The 18,751-nt window shown below is 69.2% G+C and carries 12 protein-coding genes; all 12 read right to left on the bottom strand.

The genetic code is table 11. The features are described 5' to 3' along the window. Positions 1 to 32: 32 nt before the first annotated feature. On the bottom strand, positions 33 to 2,192 hold the full coding sequence (locus tag FZ025_RS18910) for an ATP-binding protein (protein ID WP_046980811.1): 2,160 nt from the start codon (positions 2,190 to 2,192) through the stop codon (positions 33 to 35). Continuing rightward, positions 2,189 to 3,331 (bottom strand): cyclic di-GMP phosphodiesterase response regulator RpfG, encoded by a 1,143-nt coding sequence (rpfG, locus tag FZ025_RS18905; RefSeq protein WP_046980812.1) that lies wholly within the window; start codon positions 3,329 to 3,331, stop codon positions 2,189 to 2,191. Before rpfG ends, FZ025_RS18910 begins: the two co-directional genes overlap by 4 nt. A gap of 154 nt (positions 3,332 to 3,485) precedes the next feature. Next, on the bottom strand, positions 3,486 to 5,003 hold the full coding sequence (lysS, locus tag FZ025_RS18900; protein ID WP_104558971.1) for a lysine--tRNA ligase: 1,518 nt from the start codon (positions 5,001 to 5,003) through the stop codon (positions 3,486 to 3,488). A gap of 96 nt (positions 5,004 to 5,099) precedes the next feature. Beyond that, a protein-coding gene (gene prfB / locus FZ025_RS18895) for a peptide chain release factor 2 (RefSeq protein WP_104558972.1) occupies positions 5,100 to 6,225 on the bottom strand; the annotation gives its coding sequence in 2 pieces (ribosomal slippage) (positions 5,100 to 6,149 and positions 6,151 to 6,225; 1,125 coding nt in all). A gap of 102 nt (positions 6,226 to 6,327) precedes the next feature. Beyond that, positions 6,328 to 7,224 (bottom strand): LytTR family DNA-binding domain-containing protein, encoded by an 897-nt coding sequence (locus FZ025_RS18890; RefSeq protein WP_046980438.1) that lies wholly within the window; start codon positions 7,222 to 7,224, stop codon positions 6,328 to 6,330. A 51-nt stretch (positions 7,225 to 7,275) separates the two neighbouring features. After that, positions 7,276 to 10,200, bottom strand: coding sequence for a VIT domain-containing protein (locus FZ025_RS18885; protein ID WP_104558973.1), 2,925 nt, complete (start codon positions 10,198 to 10,200; stop codon positions 7,276 to 7,278). A gap of 451 nt (positions 10,201 to 10,651) precedes the next feature. Next, entirely contained in the window at positions 10,652 to 12,382 is a 1,731-nt protein-coding gene (gene recJ / locus FZ025_RS18880) for a single-stranded-DNA-specific exonuclease RecJ (RefSeq protein ID WP_046980442.1), read from the bottom strand. Next, positions 12,379 to 13,299 carry a phosphoglycerate mutase gene (locus FZ025_RS18875; RefSeq protein WP_046980439.1) on the bottom strand — a complete coding sequence of 307 codons (921 nt, stop codon included), beginning with the start codon at positions 13,297 to 13,299 and terminating at the stop codon, positions 12,379 to 12,381. The genes recJ and FZ025_RS18875 overlap by 4 nt, the downstream gene beginning before the upstream one ends. A 4-nt stretch (positions 13,300 to 13,303) precedes the next feature. Continuing rightward, the gene (gene greA, locus FZ025_RS18870) at positions 13,304 to 13,768 is read right to left on the bottom strand and encodes a transcription elongation factor GreA (protein WP_170874001.1); all 465 of its coding nucleotides are present in this window, start codon (positions 13,766 to 13,768) and stop codon (positions 13,304 to 13,306) included. A gap of 8 nt (positions 13,769 to 13,776) precedes the next feature. Then, positions 13,777 to 17,019: a carbamoyl-phosphate synthase large subunit gene (carB, locus tag FZ025_RS18865; RefSeq protein ID WP_104558975.1), complete on the bottom strand. Its 3,243-nt coding sequence runs from the start codon at positions 17,017 to 17,019 to the stop codon at positions 13,777 to 13,779. Between the two features lie 8 nt (positions 17,020 to 17,027). After that, positions 17,028 to 17,471, bottom strand: a complete 444-nt coding sequence (locus FZ025_RS18860; RefSeq protein WP_104558976.1) for a DUF6973 domain-containing protein — start codon at positions 17,469 to 17,471, stop codon at positions 17,028 to 17,030. Further along, on the bottom strand, positions 17,471 to 18,595 hold the full coding sequence (gene carA, locus FZ025_RS18855) for a glutamine-hydrolyzing carbamoyl-phosphate synthase small subunit (protein WP_104558977.1): 1,125 nt from the start codon (positions 18,593 to 18,595) through the stop codon (positions 17,471 to 17,473). Before carA ends, FZ025_RS18860 begins: the two co-directional genes overlap by 1 nt. Between the last annotated feature and the right edge of the window lie 156 nt (positions 18,596 to 18,751).

Below are 18,751 nucleotides of genomic sequence, written 5' to 3'. Positions count from 1 at the left end.
GGGCCCGGCCCGGCCGAATGCCGGGCTTTCCCTCAGCGTAGCTCGTTGCCGTCCTGCTTGCTGCTTTGCAGCCCCCGCTGGTCCAGCACCTCCCTGCCCTCGGTCAAGCTTGCATTGAGCGTCGCAAGGCGTTGCCGCCACTCGCTGCGCATCTGCCAGTCCGCCATGCGCATCAGTTCGCCGCCAAGGCTGGCCATCTTCACCAGTCCCAGGTTGCTCGCCACGCCCTTCACCGCGTGCGCATGTTCGCGCAACCGTTCCCAATTCTCGGACTCGCCCGCCACCTGCATCCCGCCCAGGCAGCCGTCGGCATCGTTGAGGCATTGGGAAATGAATTCCCGCTCGAATCCATCGCCCATGCCCAGGCCGGCCAGCTCGTCGAGTACGGACGAATCCAGGACGCCCTCCGTGGCAAGCCGCGATTGGGGTTCGGGTGGGCGCAGCCTGCCGTCCGTGGCGATATCCGTCAGCGTGTCCAGCAGCCGCGAGGCCACCACCGGCTTGGCCAGGAACGTGTGAGCGCCGGCCTGTTCGCAGCGGTGAATCGATTCCGGCGTGACGTCCGCGCTGAGCACCACGACCGGCGTGCGCGAGCGGCCGGCCTGCATGATCCGCAACTGCTTGAGCATGTCCAGGCCGCTCATCCCCGGCATGTGCAGATCGACGATGATGGCATCGAAGTCGGTCTCGGCAAGCGCATCGAGCACCGCTTCCGCACCACCGAGACAGATCGCGCGATGGCCGGCCTTCTGCAGCAGGCGCTGCAGCACCATGCGGTTCGCCGCATGATCGTCGGCAACCAGGATACGCATACTGCGTACCCGTGCGCGATGGCGCAGGAACGGATCCGTGAATGCGATGATGTTGCCGCTCGGCGACAGCTCTTCTTCGCTTGCGACGTTCGGAGCGGCGGTGGAGAGCGGCGCGGCGGCGGCGGCCTCGAACGGCAGCTCGAACCAGAAGCGGCTGCCCTGCGGAGGACTCTCCTGGTAGCCGATGCTGCCGCCCATCGCTTCGACCAGGCCCTTGGCGATCGTGGTCCCCAGGCCGGTTCCTTCATAGCGCCGGGACAGGCCCGCGTCCGCCTGCTCAAAAGCCTCGAACAGGCGTGGGCGCATGGCCGGCGGCACGCCGATCCCCGTATCGACAATGTCGAAACTCAACCGGAACGGCTCGCCGGATTCGTTGCGCTGTATCCGGACGCGGATATCCACCCGCCCCATGTTGGTGAACTTGATCGCGTTGCCAGCCAGGTTCAACAGGATCTGCCGCAGGTGCCCCGCGTCGCCACGCACATGATCGGGCACATCGGCCGCGACCTCCAGGTGGTAGCCGAGCGCCTTGGCGCGCGCCTGCGGCTGCAGGATCAAGCCGATCTGCGCCAACGTCTCGCGCAACGAGAAATCGTGTTTCTCGGTGTGGATCTTGCCCGCCTCGATGGCGGAAATATCCAGCACCTCTTCCACCAGGGACAGCAGACTGCGCGCGGACGCCTGGATGGTGCCCACGCACTCGCGCTGTTCCGCGTCCAGCTTGGTGGTGGCCAGGACTTCGGTCATGCCGGACAACCCGTTCAACGGGGTCCGGAACTCATGGCTCATGTTGGCAAGGAATCGGCTCTTGGCTTCGCTGGCGCGCCGCGCCTCCGCGGTCGCCTGGGTCAACTGCCGCAGCAACCCCAACAGATACATCGGAATGGCGACCAGACCGGCCCAGAGCCCGGCGCTGAGCGTGACGTTCACGCGCCAGTAGCCATTGAGCAGGACCACGCAGCCGAAACTGATGCAGGCGGAAACCACGGCGCCGATCAGATAGCGGTTCCCGTAGCGCAGGCCATTGCCGACCGTAACCCACATGATGATGACGTAAAGCCAGGCCAGCGGTTCTCCCTGCAGGATCATCGCCACCGTCATCAGGCCATAGTCGGTCACCATGCCGATGACGCGCCGAACGTTCGACTTCCCTGGCCGCGCCAGAATGGCGGCGAACAGCGCCAGGCCGACAACGACGCCGACGCCGCTCATCAGCACCGACGTCAGGTACACGTCGGGCGCGAGCCGACCCAGCTTCTCCGCGATCGTCATGCAGACGATGACGCCCAGGAAGATGCCGACCCGGATCAGCGTCTGCCCGTGTTCGGTGTCCGTGCGCTGTCGCAAGCGGGTCCTGATCCATTCCAGGCGCCGTTTCACAGCGCGACCCCCGGCCGGACCGTGGCCGTCGAAAACTTCTCGCAGATCATGTACAACTGCTCGCAGCCACGGAACAGCGCGTCCACGCAGCGCGGGTCGAACAGGCGGCCGCGTTGCGCGTAGAGATAGGCGAGGGTCGCATCCATGGTCCAGGCTTCCTTGTAGGGACGTGGCGAAATCAGCGCGTCGAAAACGTCGGCGACCGCCACGATCCGCGCCTCCAGCGGGATCGCTTCGCCGACCAGTCCGTCGGGGTAACCGCTGCCATCGTAACGCTCATGGTGGCGCAGCGCGATCAGCGCGCCGACCTGGATGAAGCGGTTCTGGCTGCCGCTGAGCAGTTCGTAGCCGATGCGCGGGTGCATGCGCATCACCGCCATCTCCTCTTCGTTCAGCTTGCCGGGCTTGAGCAGCACCGCATCGGGAATGGCGATCTTGCCCATGTCGTGCAGGCTCGCGGCCATCTCGATGACCCGCACCTCGTCCTCGGACAGGCCCAGCTGCTCGGCGATCAGGCCGGCCACGTGCGCCATCCGTTCCAGATAGGCGCTGGTCCCGGCGTCGCGGTACTCGATCGCCCGCGCCAGCCGCGACAGGGTCTCGCGCTCGCGTTCCTCGACCTCGCGCATGCTCGCCAGCAGGCGCTGCTCCAGCGACATCGCGCGCTGCTTGATGTTCTCGCTCTGCAGCCGCAGCTGCAGCAGGTTGTGGCAGCGCGCGCGCAATTCGCGCGGGCGGATCGGCTTGACCAGGAAGTCGATGACGCCGGCTTCCAGCGCGGCCTGGCGGATCGGCTCGTCGCCGACCACGGTGATCAGGATGATCGGAATGTCGCGGTGCTTGGGCAGGCGCCGCAGCCGCCGCGCGAACTCCAGCCCGTCCATGCCGGGCATGCGGTAGTCGAGCAGCAACAGGTCGACCTTGCCGGCCTCGCACCAGGCCAGTGCGGCCTGCGAGTCGCCGAAGTCGCGCACGGTGAGTTCCGGGGCGATATCCTCGATCACGTGGCGCAGCATCGTGCGCGCGGACGTCTGATCGTCGACGATGACGATGTTCAAGCGATTCTCCGCCCCCTCCGCCAGGTCTGGGCGGTCGCCGCTGGAGGATACTCCGGACGGGCTCATGCTGGCATCTTGCATCTGCGATCCTCTCGCCCACGGGCATCGGGTTGCTGAGACAACAACGGGAAACGCTCCGGCGCCGGCCGCCCCGGCCCAACCGCCTCACTTCCGCTTGCTCGCCGACGCCCGATACGAGAACCCAACGCCAAGGCCACCGCCGCCCCGGCCTAGATTAAGCCTCCGGACGCATGTACGGGAACAGCAGCACATCACGGATCGAACTGCTGCCGGTCAGCAACATGACCAGGCGGTCGATGCCGAGGCCCAGGCCGCCGGTGGGCGGCAGGCCGACCTCCAGCGCGCGGATGTAGTCGGCGTCGAAGTGCATGGCCTCGTCGTCGCCGCCCTCCTTCGCCGCCACCTGGGCCTGGAAGCGGGCGGCCTGGTCTTCCGGATCGTTGAGCTCGGAGAAGCCGTTGGCGATCTCCTTGCCGTTGATGAACAGCTCGAAGCGGTCGGTATAGCCGGGTTCGGTGTCGCTGGAACGGGCCAGCGGCGACACTTCGACCGGGTGGTCGGTGATGAAGGTCGGCTGGATCAGGGTGTGTTCCACGGTCGCCTCGAAGATCTCCAGCAGCAGCTTGCCCCAGCCGTAGGACGGCTTGGTGCGGATCTTCAGCCGCGCGCAGTGGCGCAGCAGCGCGTCGCGGTCGGTGCAGTCGGCGGCGCTGATCTGCGGGTTGTGGTGGCGCACCGCCTCGTCCATGCGCCAGCGGCGGAACGCCGGGGCCAGGTCGATGTCGGCGCCGTCCCAGTGCACCTGGGGGGTGCCGAGCACTTCCTGGGCCACGTCGCGGATCACGTTCTCGGTCAGGTCCATCACCTCGTGGTACGTGGCGTAGGCCTCGTACAGCTCCATCATGGTGAATTCGGGATTGTGCCGGGTGCTGACGCCTTCGTTGCGGAAATTGCGGTTGATCTCGTAGACCCGTTCCAGGCCGCCGACCACCAGCCGCTTCAGGTACAGCTCCGGCGCCACGCGCAGATACAGGTCCAGGTCCAGCGCGTTGTGGTGGGTGGTGAACGGCTTGGCGGTGGCGCCGCCGGGGATGTAATGCATCATCGGCGTCTCCACTTCCAGGAAGCGGCGCGCGTCCAGCCAAGCGCGCATCGCGCGGATGATCTTGGAGCGCTTGACGAACACCTCGCGCGCCTCCGGCGACACGATCAGGTCCACGTAGCGCTGGCGGTAGCGCTGTTCCACGTCGGCCAGGCCATGCCACTTGTCCGGCAGCGGACGCAGCGCCTTGGTCAGCAGCCGCAGCGCGCTCGCCCTGACCGACAGTTCGCCGGTCTTGGTCCGGGTCAGCCCGCCCTCCACGCCGATGATGTCGCCGATGTCCCAGCCCTTGAACGCGTCGTAGGCCGGGCCCAGCGCATTGGCCTGCAGGAACAGCTGGATGCGCCCGGACTCGTCCTGCAGCTGCACGAAGCTGGCCTTGCCCATCACCCGCTTGGCCAGCAGACGCCCGGCCAGGCGCAGGCTGCGGCCTTCGGCCTCCAGCGCCTCGGCGCTCCAGCGTTCGGCATCGGCGAATTCGGCCTGCAGGTCGCCGGCGAAATCGTGGCGGCGGAAATCGTTCGGATAGGCCACGCCCTGCGCGCGCAACGCTCCCAGCTTGGCGCGGCGCTCGGCGATGAGGCCGTTCTCGTCGACGGGAAGGGACGGCGCGGGAGTCTGTTCGGTCATGGAAATGGGTACGCGGAGAAGAAGGGAGAGGATGCAGCGGATGCGGGTGCCGCGCCGCGTGGCCGGTCTCCGCCACGGCGGGCGAAGGCCGGCGGTTCAGGCGTCGCTGCGTTTGGCGCCGACTTCCAGGCCGGACTTGAGGCTGGCCTCGACGAATTCGTCCAGGTCGCCGTCGAGCACCTTCTGCGTGTCGGTGCGCTCGATGCCGGTGCGCAGGTCCTTGATCCGGCTCTGGTCGAGCACGTAGTTGCGGATCTGGCTGCCCCAGCCGATGTCCGACTTGGTCGCCTCGACCGCGTCGCGCTCGGCGTTGCGCTTCTGGATCTCCAGCTCGTACAGCTTGGCGGCGAGCATCTTCATCGCGTTGTCGCGGTTCTGGTGCTGGCTGCGCCCGGTCTGGCAGGCCACGACGATGTTGGTCGGAATGTGGGTGATGCGCACCGCCGACTCGGTCTTGTTGACGTGCTGGCCACCGGCGCCGGAGGAGCGGTAGACATCGGTGCGCAGGTCGGCCGGGTTGATGTCGATGTCGATGTTGTCGTCCACTTCCGGCGACACGAATACCGAGGTGAAGCTGGTATGGCGGCGGTTGTCCGAGTCGAACGGCGACTTGCGCACCAGCCGGTGCACGCCGGTCTCGGTCTTCAGCCAGCCGTAGGCGAAATCGCCTTCCACGCGCAGCGTGGCCGACTTGATCCCGGCCACTTCGCCGCCGGAGACTTCCATCAGCTCGGTCTTCCAGCCGCGCGACTCGCACCAGCGCAGGTACATGCGCAGCAGGATCTCGGCCCAGTCCTGCGCCTCGGTGCCGCCGGCGCCGGCCTGGATGTCGACGAAGGCGTTGCTGGCGTCCATCTGCCCGGAGAACATGCGCTGGAATTCCAGCTTCTCCACGTGCGCCTGGAAGCGATCGACATCGGCGACCACCGCCAGCGCGGTGGCCTCGTCGTCCTCGCTCTCGGCAAGTTCAAGGAACTCCAGCGCCTCGTTCAGCCCGTCGAGCACGCTGGCGATGCCGCCGACGGTCTTCTCCAGGTTGGCGCGTTCGCGGCCCAGGCTCTGGGCGCGCTCGGGGTCGTTCCAGATATCGGGGTTTTCCAGCTCCCGGGTCACTTCCTCCAGGCGCTCTTTCTTGACGTCGTAGTCAAAGAAACCCCCGGAGCGACAGCACCCGATCGGACAGATCGGCGATGCGGTGGCGGATGGGATTGAGTTCGATCATGGCGGCATTCCGGCAAACAGCAAACAAGAGCGCGATTCTAGCAATTCCGGCCGCCGCGCCACAGCGCGAGCGCCGCCGCGCCCGGGCCGAGCAGCGCAGCGATCACTCGGCGAGCGTCGCCTCGCCCTCCCCGGCCGCCGTGCGCAAGGCGGCGCGGTAGCGGCGGCTGCACGGCACATGGCTGCCGTCGCGCAGGTGCACGCGCGCCTCGCCGGCCTCCAGCGGCTCGATCGAGACCACGCAGCCCAGGTTGACCATGTAGCTGCGGTGGATGCGCACGAACACGGCCGGGTCGAGCCTGGCCTCGATCGCGGCCATGGTGCTGCGCAACGGGTAGTCGTGGCCGCGCACGTGCAGGTTGACGTAGTTGCCCGAGGCCTGCAGCCATTCGATGTCGGCGGCGGCGACCAGGAACTCGCGGCCGAGCTTGCGCACCAGGAAGCGCTCCGGGCGTTCCAGCGACTCCACCGGCAGGCCTTCGTCGGGCGCGCCGAGCAAGGCCGCCTCGCCCTGCCAGCGGCGCAGCAGGAAGCGGTACATCTCCACGCACAGCAGCATCGAGGCCAGGCTGCGCACGTCCTTCAGGTATTCGTAGGCCAGTCCCTGCGGCCATGGGCCGAAGTCGTAGTGCTGGCCCTGCAGCCGGTACACCACGCTGCGGATCGCGACCATGCCCAACACATGCAGCACCGACAGCGCGACGCTGCCCAACAGATACGCCGGCAACCGCCGGCGCCAGTTGTCCCAGTGCAGCGGATAGCGCCGGGTCAACAGCACCACGATCGGCACGATCAGCAGGAACACCAGGCCGCTGGACCACTCCCACAGCGCCGGCTCCCACGCCGCGAAGTGCAGTCCGGTGCGGCGGATGTCGATCAGCACGGTAATGCTGTTGGCGCTGCCATTGACCAGGGTCAGCGCGACCCAGAAGCCGATCTCGAAACTGCGGCGCCACGGCAGGAAACGGGCGTAGACGCTGGTGGCGGGCGATGCGGACATGGCGCATTTTAGCGCGCCGGCCACTTAGCAATGGCCGGCGCGCGGACCGCCTCAGCGCACCTCGAACTCGCCGACCAGGATCGTCTCCTTCTGGTCCTTCAACCGCAGCGTCACCTGCTGGTCGCGCTGCGTGGCACTGCCCCAGCCGGTGCTCAGCTGCAGGTGCAAGGTGGTGGCGCCGGTGACCAGCGGCTGGCGATCGCCGAAGAAGTTCGCTTCCACCTTGTACTTGCCCGGCTTGGCCCGGCGCAGCGAGAACTCTTCCGGCCCGTAGCCGCCGGTGAAGTCCTGCGACAGCTGCCCGCCCTGGTAGGTGGAGCGGTGCGCGTAATAGCAGCGCTCGCCGTTGGGATCGGTCACCCACAGGTCCATGTCGCTGTTGTCGCTGTCCCAGTTCAGCACCACGCGCAGGTCCAGCGGCAGGTTGCGCTGCAGGCGCGGGTCGATGAAGCCGGTCTGCAATGGCTGCGGCGACCGCGCCACGATCGCGTTCAATTCGTTCAAGGCGATCAGCGCCACGCCGTCGAAGCGGGGGTCCCAGTCGCGCGCGACCACCTGGTACAGCTGTTCGATCGCGGCCTGCGCGTCGCCGCGCGCGGCGTAGGCCAGGCCCAGGTCGCGGAAGCTCTGCGGCTCCTCCTCGCCCAGCCGCAGCACCTGCTCGAACACCGGCACCGCCAGGTCCGCCCTGCCCGCCTGCAGCAACCGGTAGCCGAGCACGCGCAGCACATGGCGGTTCTCCAGCTGCAGTTCGGCCAGGTTCGACAGCACGCGCAGCGCCAGTTCGCGCTGGCCGCGTTCAAACAGCACGTCGGCCACGTCCAGGTAGAACGCCACGCTGTCGGCGTGCGCGGCGCGCTCGCTCAGGTACAGCGGATAGACCGCCTCCGGCGCGGCGGCGCGCAGGCGCCGGGCGTAGGGCGAATCCGGCTGCCACGGCTGCAATGCCAGGGAAATGGTGGTGGACGCGGGCGCGCCGGCAGGCGCATCGGCGTCCGTCGGTGCCGCAACCGCGGCGCTGACCACCACCGCCTCCAGCTCAGCGGACTCCGCAACCGGCATCGGCGCGGCGGGCGCCGGCGGCGGCGCCATGGCCATCGCCGGTGCGGGCCGGGAAATGTCGTCCCGCCGCTCGCGACGGGCGTCACCCTCGCCGCCTTGCGGCTTGGGCTGCGGCGGCGCGTTCTTCGGGAACGTGCGCTGCCACCAGGCGACGCGCTGGGCGAAATCCTCGGCGACGCGATCGATGCGCTGCTTGCGCTGCTCGCCCTGCTCCTGCTGGCGCTGCGCCTGCGCGCGTGCCACTGCCTCGCGCAGCGCCGGCGGCGGCGCGATGTCGTAGCGCACGTAGTCGTCCACGTTCTCCAGCACCAGCAGCGAGGTGTCGGTGCTGACCAGGCCGAAGCGGCTGGCCAGCTGCTGGCGGCGCGCAGCGTCGCCGAGCGGATCGGCGGCCAGGCGGCGCAGCATGGCCCGCGCCCAGGCGCCGGGCACCAGATCGCCCGGCGCTTCGCTGGCGTCGCGCAACGGAAGGCTCAGGCGGCGCGTGCTGGCGGCGGTGGCGATCTCCAGGTGCAGCGTCGCATCGTCGCCGAGCAGGCGCCCGGCGATGCGCAGATAGCCGTCGTCGGCGTAGCGCGAATCGGCGACCAGATCGGCGACGCCCTCGCCCTGCAACGCCACCAGTTCGCCGCCGCGCTGCAGCAGCCGTTCGCTGGCCTGCTGCACACCCTGCACGCCATGCACCTCGATCAAGCGGCCGCCGCGCGCTTCCGCCGACGCCGCCAGGCGTGCGGCATCGGCATGGGCGCCGGCCGAATCGACCGCATACAGGCGCTGGCCCGGCGCCAGCGCCGGCAAGGCCTGCGCGCCGTAGTTGCCCAGGCCATCGCTGAACAACAGATATTCCTGCACGTCCGCCGCCGGCCGCCAATCGCCCAATGCGCTGGCGCCGTCCGGCTGCAGGCCCTGCAGCGTCGCCTTCAACGCGCTCCAATCGCCAGCGCGCACCTGGAAGCGGCGCGGCGCCTCGGCGCGGTCGCGCAGCACGATCAGATCGACCTGCGCGTTTCCCAGCGCGGCGAAATAGCGCTGCAGCAAGGCCAGTTCCGCAGGAATGTCGCGCTGCCGCGCCGAACCCGATGCATCCCACAGCAGGCCGATGCGCTGCGGCAACGGGCGTGCGCTGTGCAGATCGGCGATCGGCAGCAGCGCCTGGAAGTAGCGTTGGCCGTCGTGGCTGCCGATCGCGACGCGTGGATCGCTGGCCGCGCGCAGCGACAGCGCCAGTTCCCTGGGCAGTTGCGCTGGCGTGCCCGACCACGCCGCCGCGTAGCCGCCGGGCGCCGGTGACAGGCGCAGGCCCGCAGGCAACGCCGCGGTGTCCACCGGCGCGGCCTGCGTGCTCAACTCCAGGCGCAGCGCCTGGGCGCTGGCCGCATACCCCAGCGGCAGCCGCCACTGCCAACCGCCGGCGGTGCGCGGCAGCGACTCGCGATAGACCAGGCGCACGCGGCGGCTGCCGTGTGCGGGAATCGGATAGAGCCGCAGTTGGAACTGGTTGCCGGCGGTCTGCTCGACCAGGCCCGGGTCCACCCCGCGCCGCTCGATCGCCTCGAACACCTGCCGCCCACGCGCCTTCGGCACCGGCACCGCGTCGCGCATCTGTCCGTCGATGTCCAAGGCGAAGCCGCTGATCTGCTGGCCGTCGCGCAACGGGAACGCCAGTTGTCCTTCCAGCACGCGCGCATTGGGGTTGAAGAACAGCAGCTCCACCGTGGTTTCGGCCAGGCCGGCCGCGGCGTGTGCGCTCACCGTTGCCGAGCGCAGCTCGACCGGGCGTTCGCTGCGATCGGTCTTCAGCAGCGGGGCCAGGAGTTGCCGCTGCGGCGCGGTCTGGGCCAAGCCCGGCACGGCGGCGGCCGACAACAGCGAGAACAACAGCCAGCACAGGCCTTTGCGCGCGACGTACGACATGGATCACTCCTTGATGGGACGGTACAGCTTGAACGTCCGGTGTGGCGCTGCGGGGTTATCAAGAATCTTCGCGCGGTGTACTCGGGCCGCTGAGTCTTGCATCGATGCGGCTGCTCCTATTTTCACCCAAGCCGTCTGCGGGCGAGAGGGGCTGGCTGTTCCCTTCTCCCACCGGGAGAAGGTGGCGCGCAGCGCCGGATGAGGGTACGGGCGCAGCGGCGTGCACCCAACTCCGCGAGTCGCTTTCGCTCCGTACCCTCACCCCAACCCCTCTCCCGAGGGGAGAGGGGCTATGCACCTGGCTGTTCCTTCTCCCACCGGGAGAAGGTGCCCCGAAGGGGCGGATGAGGGTACGGGCGCAAGCCTCATACACCCAACTCTGCGAGTCGCTTTCGCGCCGTACCCTCTCCCCAACCCCTCTCCCGAGGGGAGAGGGGACAAGGATCATGGATCAGCCCGACAAGCTCCGGCAGTGCTCCACCACCAACTGCACCGCTTCGCCGCCGCGATAGTCGTCGGCGACCAGGCGGTAGGCGATGTGCACGCGGCGGCCGGGTTCGCTGCCGCGCCAGCCGTTGAAGTGGATCGCGTTCAGCGCGTCGTCGCGGCCGGCGCAGCGCAGGCTCAGCTTGAGGTGGCGCTCCTTCAGCACGCGCCATTGCAGCACCTCGAATTCGCCGTCGAACAGCGGCTCGGGGAAGCCCTGCCCCCACGGCCCGGCCAGGCGCAGCGCCTCGGCGTGGCGGTGGTCCAATTCGTGCGGGTCCAGCGCGCCGTCGCTGAGCAATTCGGCCTGCAGCAACGCCGCGTCCAGGCTGGCCAGCGCATGTTCGCGGAACAGCTGCTCGAACTCGGCCAAGGCCGCGTGGGGCAGGCTCAGCCCCGCGGCCATCGCATGGCCGCCGAACTTGTCCATCAGCCCGGGCCGGCGCGCGTCCACCGCCGCCATCGCATCGCGGATATGGAAGCCGGGAATCGAGCGCGCCGAGCCGCGCAACTGGTCGCTGCCCGGTTCGGCCGGGGCGAAGGCGATCACCGGGCGGTGCAGGCGGTCCTTCATCTTCGAGGCGACCAGGCCGATCACGCCCGGATGCCACTGCGCATCGAACAGGCACACCGCCACCGGCGGCGCATCCGGCGCGGCCAGCAGCGCCTGCGCCACGGTGGCCTCGGCCGCGTCGGTCATCTGCTGCTGCACGGCGCGGCGCTCGCCGTTGATCTGTTCCAGCGTGGCGGCGATCGCGCGCGCCTGCTGCGGGTCCTCGCACAGCAGCAGTTCGATGCCCAGCGCCATGTCCTCGAGGCGGCCGGCGGCGTTGAGCCGCGGCGCCAGCGCGAAGCCGATGTCGCCGGCGCTGAGCCGTGCCGGATCGCGGCCGCTGGCCTCGATCAAGGCGCGCAGGCCGACGCAGCCGTCGCCGCGCTGCAGGCGGCGCAATCCGGCCGACACCAGCGCGCGGTTGTTGGCGTCCAACGGCACCAGGTCGGCGACGGTGCCGACCGCGACCAGGTCCAGCAGCACGCTCAGGTCCGGCGCGAGCGCGGCGAATGCGTCACGCTCGCGCAGGTGCCGGCGCAAGGCCAGCAGCACGTAGAAGATCACCCCGACCCCGGCCAGCATCTTGCTCGGGAACGCGTCGCCGGCCAGGTTCGGATCGACGATCGCGTCGGCCGGCGGCAGCACGCTGCCCGGCAAGTGGTGGTCGGTGACCAGTACCTGCCAGCCCAGCGCCTTGGCCGCGGCGACGCCGGCGTGGCAGGCGATGCCGTGATCGACGGTGACCAGCAGCTCCGGCTGCAGCGGCGCCAGTTCGGCGACCAGCGCCGGCGACAGGCCGTAGCCGTGGACCATGCGGTTCGGCACCGCGTGCAGCACCTGCGCGGCACCGAGCAGGCGCAGTCCGCGCACCGCGACCGCGCAGGCGGTGGCGCCGTCGCAGTCGAAATCGCCGACCACCAGGATGCGCTTGCCGGCAGCAATCGCCGCGGCCAGCAAGGCGACTGCCGCGTCGATGCCGCTGAGCGCGTCCGGCGGCAGCAGCTGCGCCAGTTTCGGCTGCGCCAGGCTGGCGTCGTGCGCGCCGCGCGCGGTGTAGATACGGCGCAGCAGCGGCAGCACGCCGTCCGTCCACGGCCCGCCCTCGGCGGCCGGGCGCCGGGTGATGCGCAGCGGCGGACTCATGCGTCCAGGCGCGCCAGCGGCCGCCGCCAGAAGCGCCAACGCTGCTCGCGCTGGATCCGGAACCGCACGCCGTCCTCGAAATCCAGCAGCAGGTGCTGCAGTTCGCCGAGGCGCAGCGCTTCGAGCAGCGGCTGCATCACCTCGCCGACGAACTGCTCGGGCGCACGCAGCTGGCGCAGGTCGACCAGCGCATCGACGCGCGGCGCTTGTTCGGCGTCGATCCCGGCGGCCTGGGTCAGCGCGCGCAGCAGCGGCTCGCGGCTGCGCACCTGCGCATGCGCGCTGGTCACCGTGGCCGGCAACGCGCCGCCGCCCCAGAACCACAGCGAGTTGATCGCCGGCTGCCCGCGCGCGCCGCGTTCGCGGTTCCACGGATGCTGGTGCAGCAGCACCTGCGCCTCGGTCAGCAGTGCGCGCCAGCGCCGCCCGCCCTCGCCCTGCGGCAGGTGGTCGAACAGATCGGCGCCGAGCACCTGCGCCGGCGCGGCGAACTCGGGCAGCACGCTGCCCGGGTCCAGGCGCAGATACCAGCGGCTGGGCTCCGGCGCGTCCAGCGCCAGGCCGGACTCGGCGAACAGTTCCTGCAGCGACGGCAGCAGCGCGGCCAGGTCGATCGCGTCGATCGCGAGCATGTCGCCGTGCGCCATCAGCCGCGCGCCCTGCATGTCCGGTACCACGTAGGCCGGATCGGCGCGCAGCCATACGCCGTCGCCGGCATCGCCGGCATCCAGTTGCCGGGTCAGCGCCGCCACCGGCCAGTGCCCGGGCGGCAGCGCGAAATGGCGGCGCAGCTGCGCTTCGGAACCTGACTCCAGGCGCTCGCGCTCGGCGCGGCCGAACGCCCGCGCCACCTCGCCGGTCAGCGCCGCAGCGGCCAGGCGCGCGCGCTCCGGCAACAGCAAGGTGGCGACCGCCACGGCGTCAGCCGACGTATTCGACGCTGACGATCTCGTACTCGCGACGCCCGGCCGGCGCGTCGATGCTGACGCTGTCGCCTTCCAGCTTGCCGATCAGCGCACGCGCCAGCGGCGAGGAGATCGCGATCAACCCCAGCTTGATGTCCGCTTCCAGATCGCCGACCAGCTGATAGCGCTTCTCTTCGTCGTTTTCCACGTCGGCCAGGGTCACGGTGGCGCCGAACACCACCTTGCTGCCGACCGCCAGCTTGCTGACGTCGATGATCTCGGCGTGCGACAGCTCGCTCTCCAGCTGCTTGATGCGGCCTTCGATGAAGCTCTGCTGCTCGCGCGCGGCGTGGTACTCGGCGTTTTCCTTCAGATCGCCGTGCGCGCGCGCCTCGGCGATCGCGGCGATGACCTGCGGCCGCTTGACCGACTTCAACTGGTCCAGTTCCTCGCGCAGACGCTGCGCGCCTTGCAGGGTGATCGGGGCTCTCATGCTTCCAGCTCCTTGTGCAGTTCCTGCAGCGCCCAGACCGGACCGGTGCCGCGGAATTCCAATGAATGCACCAGCGCACGCGCGCCGGCGACGGTGGTCGAATAGGTGACGCGCTGCTGCAGGGCTTCGCGCCGGATCGAGAACGAATCGGAGATCGCCGCACGGCCCTCGGTGGTGTTGACGATATACACGATTTCGCCGTTCTTGATCAGATCGACGATATGCGGGCGGCCCTCGGCCACCTTGTTGATCTGGTCGCACTGCAGGCCGTGCTGGCGCAGCCACGCGCAGGTGCCGCTGGTCGCCACCAGGCTGTAGCCGCGCTCGACCAGCGCCTGCGCCACCGGCAGCACGCGGCGCTTGTCCGGGTCGCGCACCGACAGGAACGCCTTGCCCAGCGGCGGCGCCTTGATCCCGCCGGCTTCCTGCGCGCGCGCGAACGCGGCGCCGAAGCTGCGGCCCACGCCCATCACCTCGCCGGTGGAGCGCATCTCCGGGCCGAGGATCGGATCGACACCCTGGAACTTGGCGAACGGGAAGATCGCTTCCTTCACCGAGTAGTAGTCGGGCACGATCTCCTTCAGCGCGCCCTGCTCGGCCAGGGTCTTGCCGGCCATGCAGCGCGCGGCGATCTTGGCCAGCGCCATGCCGGTGGCCTTGGACACGAACGGCACCGTGCGCGAGGCGCGCGGGTTCACTTCCAGCAGGAACACGATGTCGTCGCCGGCCGCGTCCACCTGCACCGCGAACTGGGTGTTCATCAGCCCGACCACGTTCAGGCCCTTGGCCAGCATCACCACCTGGCGGCGCAGTTCGGCCTGGGTCTTGGCCGACAGCGAGTACGGCGGCAGCGAGCACGAGGAGTCGCCCGAATGCACGCCGGCTTCCTCGATGTGCTCCATCACCCCGCCGATCAGCACCTGGCCGTCCTTGTCGGCGATGATGTCCACGTCCACTTCCACCGCATTGTCGAGGAAACGGTCCAGCAGCACCGGCGAATCATTGGAGACCTTGACCGCGTCGCGCACGTAGCGCGCCAGGTCCGATTCGCCGTAGACGATTTCCATCGCGCGGCCGCCGAGCACGTAGCTCGGGCGCACCACCAGCGGATAGCCGATCTCGCGCGCCAGCAGCAGCGCTTCCTCGGCGTTGCGCGCGATGCGGTTCGGCGGCTGCTTCAGGCCCAGCTTGTCGACCAGCTGCTGGAAGCGCTCGCGGTCCTCGGCCAGGTCGATCGAGTCCGGGCTGGTACCGATCACCGGCACGCCGTTGGCTTCCAGCGCGCGCGCCAGCTTCAGCGGGGTCTGCCCGCCGTACTGCACGATCACGCCCTTGGGCCGCTCCAGCTCGACGATCTCCAGCACGTCTTCCAGGGTCAGCGGCTCGAAATACAGGCGGTCGGAGGTGTCGTAGTCGGTGGACACGGTCTCCGGGTTGCAGTTGACCATGATGGTTTCATAGCCATCCTCGCGCAGCGCCAGCGCCGCGTGCACGCAGCAGTAGTCGAACTCGATGCCCTGGCCGATGCGGTTGGGGCCGCCGCCGAGGATCATGATCTTGTCGCGGTCGCTGGGCTTGGCCTCGCACTCGTCCTCGTAGGTCGAATACAGGTAGGCGGTGTCGGTGGCGAATTCGGCCGCGCACGAATCCACCCGCTTGTACACCGGGCGCACCTTGTGCGCGCGGCGCAGCGCGCGCAGCGCCGCCTCGTTGGTGCCGCACAGCTCGGCCAGCCGCGCATCGGAGAAACCGGCGCGCTTGAGCGTGCGCAGGCGCGCGGCGTCCAGCGAGCCCAGGCCGTCGGCGGCCAACTGCTGCTCCTGCGCGATCAGGTCCTCGATCTGGTCCAGGAACCACGGATCGATGAACGACAGCGCATGCACCTGCGCCACGCTCATGCCGGCGCGGAACGCATCGGCGACGTAGAACAGCCGCTCCGGACCGGGCGCCTTCAGCTCGCGCTTGAGCGCGGCCATGTCGTCCTCGCTGCCCAGGTCCAGCCCGGTCGGGTCGAGCCCGATCTTGCCGGTCTCCAGGCCGCGCAGCGCCTTCTGCAGCGATTCGGAGAAGGTGCGGCCCATCGCCATCACCTCGCCCACCGACTTCATCTGCGTGGTCAGCCGCGCATCGGCCTGCGGAAACTTCTCGAACGCGAAGCGCGGGATCTTGGTGACCACGTAGTCGATCGACGGCTCGAACGAGGCCGGAGTCAGGCCGCCGGTGATCTCGTTCTTCAGTTCGTCCAGGGTGTAGCCGACCGCCAGCTTGGCGGCGACCTTGGCGATCGGGAAGCCGGTGGCCTTGGAGGCCAGCGCCGAGGAACGCGACACGCGCGGATTCATCTCGATGACGACGACGCGGCCGGTCTGCGCGTTGATGCCGAACTGCACGTTGGAGCCGCCGGTGTCCACGCCGATCTTGCGCAGCACCGCGATCGAGGCGTCGCGCAGGCGCTGGTATTCCTTGTCGGTCAAGGTCTGCGCCGGGGCCACGGTGATCGAGTCGCCGGTGTGCACGCCCATTGGGTCCAGGTTCTCGATCGAGCACACGATGATGCAGTTGTCCGCGGTGTCGCGGACCACTTCCATCTCGAACTCCTTCCAGCCCAGCACCGACTCTTCGACCAGCACTTCGCTGGTCGGCGACAGTTCCAGCCCGCGGCCGACGATGTCGATCAGCTCCTCGCGGTTGTAGGCGATGCCGCCGCCGCTGCCGCCGAGGGTGAAGCTGGGGCGGATGATGGTCGGGTAGCCGACCCGGGTCTGGATCTCCAGCGCTTCCTCGAGGGTATGCGCCACCGCCGCCTTCGGGCATTCCAGGCCGATCTCGCCCATCGCCACGCGGAACAGCTCGCGGTCCTCGGCCATCATGATCGCTTCGCGCTTGGCGCCGATCAGTTCCACGCCGTACTTTTCCAGCACGCCATGGTCGGCCAGGTCCAGCGCGCAGTTCAGCGCGGTCTGCCCGCCCATCGTCGGCAGCAGCGCATCGGGCTTTTCCTTGGCGATGATCTTCTCGACCGTCTGCCAGTTGATCGGCTCGATGTACACGGCGTCGGCCATGTTCGGGTCGGTCATGATCGTGGCCGGGTTGCTGTTGACCAGCACCACCCGGTAGCCCTCGTCGCGCAGCGCCTTGCACGCCTGCGCGCCGGAGTAGTCGAACTCGCAGGCCTGGCCGATGACGATCGGGCCGGCGCCGATGATGAGGATGGTGTTTAGATCGGTGCGCTTGGGCATGGGGATTCTCAGTAAAGTCGGTCCTGCCACGCCGCGGGGGCGCGCCAGGTGATCTGGTCGGACGATCGGGCGTCGATCGCACCATGGTCGACCGCGGCGCGAACCTCGCGCTGCATCGCGGCCCAGCTGGGAGCGGCGGCGCCGATGCGCGCGCCGATCCGGTTGTTGTGGGCGTCCATCGCCCGGCTCGCGTTGCCGCGGCCGTCGCGCTCCATCACCGCCGTCACCCAGTCCACGCAGCGCGGCGACAAGGTGTAGGCGACGATGGCGCTGGCCAGGCTGTGGCGGTACGCATCGGCCGGGCCGTTGCGCCCGCCGGGCAGGCCGGCGCCGAGCCACTGCGCATAGACCGCGACCAGCACGAACAGTGGGTACGCGGCGAGCGCCAGCAACGCCAATACGCCCCAACGCCAGCGGCGTGGACGCAGCGACGGCGCCAGCGCGGCGCTCATCAGGCGGCGGCCGCCATCAGCGCGGTGAACCGATCGAACAGCGGCGCCACATCGCGCGGGCCCGGCGAGGCTTCCGGGTGGCCCTGGAAGCTGAAGGCCGGCGCGTCGGTCAGTTCGATGCCCTGGTTGGTGCCGTCGAACAGCGAGCGATGGGTCACCCGCACGTTGGCCGGCAGCGACGCTTCGTCCACCGCGAAGCCGTGGTTCTGCGAGGTGATCATCACCCGTCCGCTGTCCAGGTCCTGCACCGGATGGTTGGCGCCGTGGTGGCCGTGGCCCATCTTCAGGGTCTGCGCGCCGGCGGCCAGCGCCAGCAACTGGTGGCCCAGGCAGATGCCGAAGGTAGGGATCTTCCTGGCCACCAGTTCCTTGATCGCGGCGATCGCGTAGTCGCACGGCGCCGGATCGCCCGGGCCGTTGGACAGGAACACGCCGTCCGGCTGCAGCGCCAGCACCTCGGCGGCGGGCGTCTGCGCCGGCACCACGGTGACCTCGCAGCCGCGCTCGGCGAGCATGCGCAGGATGTTGAGCTTCACCCCGTAGTCGTAGGCCACCACCTTGTACTTCGGCGCGGCCTGCGCGAACGCGTTGCTGTCCAGATCGAGCTGGCCGTCGCGCCACGGATACGCCTTGTCGGTGGACACCACCTTGGCCAGGTCCATGCCTTTCAGCCCCGGGAACTTGCGCGCCGCTTGCAGCGCGGTGTCCACGTCCACTTCGCCGGCCATCACCGCGCCGTTCTGCGATCCCTTCTCGCGCAGGATGCGGGTCAGCTTGCGGGTATCGATGCCGGCGATGGCGACCACGCCGCGCTGGATCAGCCAGTCCGGCAGCGACACCTGGCTGCGCCAGCTGCTGGGACGGCGCGGCACGGCGCGCACGATCAGCCCGGCCGACCAGACCTGGGCGGCTTCGTCGTCCTGGTCGGTGCAGCCGGTGTTGCCGATATGCGGGTAGGTCAGGGTGACCAGCTGGCGGGCGTAGGACGGATCGGTGAGGATCTCCTGATAGCCGGTCATCGCGGTGTTGAACACCACTTCGCCGACGGACAGGCCGGCGGCGCCGACGGATTCGCCCTCGAACACGGTGCCGTCTTCAAGGACAAGGATTGCGGGTTGAGTCACGGGGTTCGCCTTGGGGAGAGAGGAACCCTGCCCCACCAACTTGCGGCTGCAAGAAACCGCGAACTCGGCGCTTCTCCGGGTCCGTGGCGATGGGTAACAGGCGAGCGGGAATTGTACCGACGCGGACCTGTCCGCGCCAGACGTTTATATGAAAGC

It is taken from the genome of Xanthomonas hyacinthi (assembly GCF_009769165.1).
GTDB lineage: Bacteria > Pseudomonadota > Gammaproteobacteria > Xanthomonadales > Xanthomonadaceae > Xanthomonas_A > Xanthomonas_A hyacinthi.
Note: the sequence above shows the minus strand (reverse complement) of the source record. Positions and strands in the feature narration are given on the sequence as shown.